Genomic DNA, 5277 nt, shown 5'->3' on the forward strand with positions numbered 1-5277 from the left:
GTTTTAAGTGCGGAAAGGGTTTAAACAAATATTTGTTTAAACACCAGCTAAAGCTAAAAGATCGCTTGCTTTTTCACATTTTTTAAGATCATCACCGCTAATTTGCTTGCCAAGTGAGTTTTTAAATAATACCATGATAGATACAAAAGCTAAGCTATCCCATTCATCAATATCATCTAAAATCATATCTTCTTTTAGTGTTTCATCCATATGCATAGCTTCGCTAATAGCCTCTAGTAACTCTTCTTTAGTCATTTTTTTCTCCTTTATAAATTGAAATTGTATCAGTTTTAAAATTTTTATCAAAATTTATATAAGCACTTCCCCAAGCATATCCAGCGCCAAAAGCACTTAAAATGGCACTAAAATCATTTTTTTGCATTGTGCAAAGTAAAGCAGGTAAAGAGCAAGCGCTCAAATTAGCATATTTTGACATCAAAAAATTTGGTGCTTTAGAGCTATTAATACCCAAGTCATTGATAATAGAATCGACTAAAAATTGATTGGATTGATGTAATAAAAAATAATCCACTTCATCTTTATCTTTTTCACAAAAATCAAGCATTTCTTTTATGCTTTGGCTCTCAAGATTAAGCGCTTGATTAAAAATTTCAGCCCCATCCATATAAAGATTGTCTAGGTTTCTATGCTCATTAGTTTGAAATATCTCTTTATTAGAGCTTTTACCCTCATCAAGTTTAGCAAAAGCTCTATTAGGTATGATGAGTTTATCAAAACCTTCTCCATTAGAATAAAGCTTAAAAAACGATTTTTCATTTGCACAGCTTATGAGTGTTGCGCTTACTCCATCGCCAAAGATTGGAGCTAAATTTGCATTCAAAGGATTTATGGTTTTGCTTAAAGTATCACCACAAATTAATAAAATATTTTTTGCATTTTGATTTTCTAAAAAAGAAAAAGCTATAAATAAGCCATATAAATACCCCGAACACGCTTGATTTACATCAAAAGCTATGGTTTGAGGCTTTAAATTTAATCGTTTGTGAAGATAGTTTGCACATGATGGCATAAAAAAATCAGGTGTTTGTGTAACAAAAATCACCATATCAAGCTCATTTTTATCAAAATCAAGCATTTTAAATAAATTTATACTTGCTTCATAGGCTAAATCTGTTGTGCTAATATTTTCATCAGTGATAAATCTTTCTTGTATGCCTGAAATTTTTTTCATTCTTTTTAGCATTTTGACATCATTTTGAAAAACATATTCTAAACAATCATCTATATTTATGCATTTATTAGGCACGCAAACGCTTATGCCTGCTATTTTGGCTTTATTAAAACTAGCTTTCAATTATAAGTCCTTCGTAATTTATCATTTCTTTTTGGATTAGAGCAAAATTTTCTTTTATATTTGCATTTAAACTATATAAAAATTCTAAAAATGGCATATTTCTTTCGCCCTTTTGAAAGTATAAAATACATTCTTTTGTATTAAAATGCACATGTAATAACTCTATAGCCTTATATAGCATAATTTTTTCAAGCTTTCTTCCTAAGGCTCTACAACTTATGCAAAGATCTTTTATGATTAAATTTGTTTCATCTTTATAAGCTACAAAAATTGCTATAATACCACTATCGCTTAATTTATCACTCATGCTTATAGTTAAAATAGCATGTTTTTGCATAAATTCTTCACACTCTTTAAAGCTTAATCTTGAGTAATTTGATATAAATTGATTAGTTTTATTAAGTAGTTGTGAAATTCTTTCAAGTTCATCTGCGTGGTTGATATGAAATTTCAAACAAATTTGTAATTTTTCAAAATACTCTTTAGGGTTAAGTTTGCTAAGCTCTTGTCTTTGTAAATTTGCTTTAATATCAGCACTTCTTAATTCATCTTCCTTGCTAAAGCTTGTTTTTAAAAGTCTAGGATAGAGTTTTAAACTATAAGCACTATTTTCATCAGCTAGTAAGGTGTTAATATGAAGGTGTGATACATTTTCAATTTCGGCTATATTATCATCAATAAACAACACACTATCAAAAGCTATATTAAAAAATTTTACAATTTCTTTAATATTTTCGTCTTTACTTTTCCAATTAGCCTTGATCATACTAAAATCATCAAGTTGTAATAAAAAGTCTTTTCTTTGTGTAAAAAGTTTTTTTACATCTTCTTCTTCGTTTTTTGAAGCAATGGCGAGTAAAAAACCTTGATTTTTTAAATTTAAAAGCTCACTTTGCAAGGCTTTATGATTGCTAGATAAAGCAAGATTTTCAATGCCATCTTCACCTAAAATTCCTTGGTATAAGGTATTATCAAGATCTATGATGATTGCTTTTAAAGTTGGTTGTAAAAGGCTAGGTAGGATTTTTAGTCCTAGAAATTGGGCTAATTTTACACAAGCTTTATTACTAAGTCTGCTTGCATTTATTTCAAAATTACTATCATCTATGATGAGATTTTCATCTAAAAAGGGCTTTAGTATTTTGCAAATACTATATTCTTTTAAGCTTGTATCGCCAAGTAAAAGTGTGATGATAGGAGCATTGCTAATGCTTGATAGCTCTTGTATTTTTTCTTTGATAAAATCATCTACATTTTTTTTATAATTGTTTAAATCTATAAATATGATGTTTAAATCTGCTTTTTGAAAATTATCATAACTTAAACTATCATCATAAGAGCTTATGTTAAATTCAGCTTTTAATTTACTAAAGGCTAAAAATGCATTTAGTATGCTTGAAATCACTTCAAAAGAGTGATTTCTAAAAACATTAATAGTAATTTTTTTATAATGATTTTCCTTACTAAGTTTTATGAGATCATTTCTTTTTAAATTTGGTGAAAAAAGATTCATTTTAGCTCTACTAATTCTATTAATAAATTATTACTCATCATCACAAAGCAAAGTTTTGCAAAATAACTTGCTTTCATTATGTCAACAACTAACAAACCATCATTTAAAAGCAAAGATAAATCTTGCTCTATATTTTTGCTTTCATAAGCTATATGATACATTTTAGTTTTATTTTTCAAATAGTTATCTAAAACGCCTTTTTCATTTAAATTTGACAAAAGTTCAAAGCGATATTGGGGGAATAAGTTATTTTTTGGAATGATAAATTCTCCTTTTACCCCTTGTTGTTCGTCTATAAATTCAGCTTCTTTAATAAAACCTAGCTTTTCAAATATTTTTCTTTCTTTTTCTAAAGATTTACATGCTACACCTATATGGTGGATTGGTAAATTTAAATTCATTTTTCAAATACCACAGCCATAGTTATAGCATTTTTAAATTTTAAAGCTTTTTCTAAAGAATAGTCATTTGCCATAAAACATTCATATTGTTTTATTTTTAAATCTGCTTTTTTTGCCATTTCAAAAATTTCAGTTGGATGTGTAAATAAGTATATATGATCAATTGCAGGTGCGTTGATAGGTATGGTTGCAAAAATTTCACCTTCATCGCTTAATAAGTCTTTTGCTCTTTTTAAAAATTCTAAAGGCTGTTCAACATGTTCTAAAACTTCTCCAATTACTATTAAATCAGCTTTTTTGTGAAATTGAAATTGAAATTGAAAAAAATCTTTACATAAAAATTCACAATTATTAATTAAATTTTTAACTTGATTTTCCACCATATTTTTTGTCAATTCGCAACTAGTAGGGGATAAATCTAAACCTAAATAATAATCAAATTTCAAACTTTTAACAGCTTTAGTAAAAAATTCTCCATGTCCTGGGCCTATTTCAAAATAATTATCATGTTTGCTTTTTGATTGAAGATAATTTTCAAAATACTTTCTAACTTTTATATGAGCAATCCAAATATAAGATGAAAGCGCAAGCCCTATCATGTATTTTTTCATATAAGTTTCATTAAAATAGACTTTATCTTTTACTTCTTCAAAACTTTTATATCTATATGAGTTATTTTCTATGAAATATTTTGTTTCTTCTAAAGTGTCATTAAGTATAGTTAAATAGCATTCGCACTGCTCTTGTAAAGAAATATCGTTTTGAAGATAATATGAAATGAGATTTTCAAATTCTATTTCATCTTCATTTGTTAGACTGATTTTATTTAAATATTTTGCGTGAATTGGATTTTTTATAGCTATTAACTCAAATAAGTTTTTAATATTTTTCATTTTTTACCTTTGATTTGATAGCTTGCAAAAGTTCATTTTGTGATTTTAGCTGACTTAATTCATCTTTGCTAAATTTGATTTCAAATTCTTCTTCTAAGCTCATGATTATATCAATATGATTTAAAGAAGTCCAATTTTTGCAATTTTGCATGCTTAAATTTGAATTTTCATCAACTTTTACTTCTAGTATATTTTCTAAAATTTCATAAAATTTATTTTCCATTTTTTAACTATCCTTTAGAATAAGTACATTTTTATTTATGTTTAAGGCTCTTATTATGGCATTTTCATATTCTTGAGCAATAAAAATACTTATGTTATCATTGGCAAATTTTATCATATCGCTTTTAAAAGATGATAAAGCTATTTTAATAATATTTTTAATATTAGGAAGAGAGTGTTTGTTTAAATCTCTAACAAAATATAAGATTTCTTTTTTTTGTTTTTCTCCATTTTCATCAAGAATAAAACCCTGGAATTTTTTAAAATATCTATAATCTACTTGATATTTTTCTTCAATATGGTGGGTTATGGTGTGTCCAATACCCCCAAAAGTAAGAAATTTTCCATTTTCTTTTATTAAAACATCATACACACAATTTTCGCCAAAACAACTTGTAGTGTCTTTTAAAAACAATTCTTCTTTGGCTCCTTTTATAGCAAAGGAAAATATAGGATCATTAGTGCGTTTTACTCCTGCTTGTTTGCGAAAATATTCATTTAAAGCACCCATTTTTGTAGGAGAATTTAATTTATCATAAACTTCATTTTTGCAAAAACTATAAGTAAATGTAGGCATGATTAAAGTACCTTCTTTACCTATAACTTCAAAAAAACAATCTAATATAGTTTGTAAAAATTCATTTCTAGGAAGCAAGGGTGTGCCAAAATTAAAAAGTTCAGTATGCGCACACAAAATATCGCCTTTTTTGATACTAAGTTTTTTAAAAGCTTCTATTAAATCTACATTAGAGTATTTTTTATCATTGTATTTTAAGAAATATTTCATTTTATCAATCCGTGAAATTTTAATTTTTCTATTAAATCTTTTAATTCATAAGCTTGCATGTTTAGCTTTGAGGCTATATCTAAAACATCGTTTTTACCATCGCAATATGCTAAAAAGTTAGCAGATATAGGTTTTTTGGCTTTTTT

Annotated in this window: 8 protein-coding genes; all 8 read right to left on the minus strand. The window is 26.6% G+C overall.

What is annotated here, in order from left to right; all coding sequences use genetic code 11:
* Positions 1 to 36: 36 nt before the first annotated feature.
* Genes CAMP18497_RS08040 through CAMP18497_RS08075 form a run of 8 tightly spaced genes read right to left on the minus strand, consistent with a single transcriptional unit; the run spans position 37 to position 5259 of the window.
* Positions 37 to 255, minus strand: coding sequence for an acyl carrier protein (locus tag CAMP18497_RS08040; RefSeq protein ID WP_337213698.1), 219 nt, complete (start codon positions 253 to 255; stop codon positions 37 to 39).
* Positions 248 to 1315, minus strand: a complete 1068-nt coding sequence (locus CAMP18497_RS08045; RefSeq protein WP_337213700.1) for a beta-ketoacyl-ACP synthase III — start codon at positions 1313 to 1315, stop codon at positions 248 to 250. Before CAMP18497_RS08045 ends, CAMP18497_RS08040 begins: the two co-directional genes overlap by 8 nt.
* A complete protein-coding gene (locus CAMP18497_RS08050) occupies positions 1305 to 2828 on the minus strand; it encodes an HAD-IIIC family phosphatase (protein ID WP_337213702.1) in 1524 nt (507 codons plus the stop codon). The genes CAMP18497_RS08045 and CAMP18497_RS08050 overlap by 11 nt, the downstream gene beginning before the upstream one ends.
* Complete coding sequence (locus CAMP18497_RS08055) at positions 2825 to 3229, minus strand: VOC family protein (protein ID WP_263659255.1); 405 nt, start codon at positions 3227 to 3229, stop codon at positions 2825 to 2827. The genes CAMP18497_RS08050 and CAMP18497_RS08055 overlap by 4 nt, the downstream gene beginning before the upstream one ends.
* On the minus strand, positions 3226 to 4122 hold the full coding sequence (locus CAMP18497_RS08060) for a class I SAM-dependent methyltransferase (RefSeq protein WP_337213705.1): 897 nt from the start codon (positions 4120 to 4122) through the stop codon (positions 3226 to 3228). The genes CAMP18497_RS08055 and CAMP18497_RS08060 overlap by 4 nt, the downstream gene beginning before the upstream one ends.
* On the minus strand, positions 4109 to 4345 hold the full coding sequence (locus CAMP18497_RS08065) for an acyl carrier protein (protein ID WP_220566911.1): 237 nt from the start codon (positions 4343 to 4345) through the stop codon (positions 4109 to 4111). Before CAMP18497_RS08065 ends, CAMP18497_RS08060 begins: the two co-directional genes overlap by 14 nt.
* A gap of 3 nt (positions 4346 to 4348) precedes the next feature.
* Positions 4349 to 5131, minus strand: coding sequence for an AAC(3) family N-acetyltransferase (locus tag CAMP18497_RS08070; protein ID WP_220566912.1), 783 nt, complete (start codon positions 5129 to 5131; stop codon positions 4349 to 4351).
* A complete protein-coding gene (locus CAMP18497_RS08075; RefSeq protein WP_442867803.1) occupies positions 5128 to 5259 on the minus strand; it encodes a winged helix-turn-helix domain-containing protein in 132 nt (43 codons plus the stop codon). The genes CAMP18497_RS08070 and CAMP18497_RS08075 overlap by 4 nt, the downstream gene beginning before the upstream one ends.
* Positions 5260 to 5277 lie beyond the last annotated feature (18 nt).

Source organism: Campylobacter sp. W0066.1, from assembly GCF_024723635.1.
Taxonomy (GTDB): Bacteria; Campylobacterota; Campylobacteria; order Campylobacterales; family Campylobacteraceae; genus Campylobacter_D; species Campylobacter_D lari_C.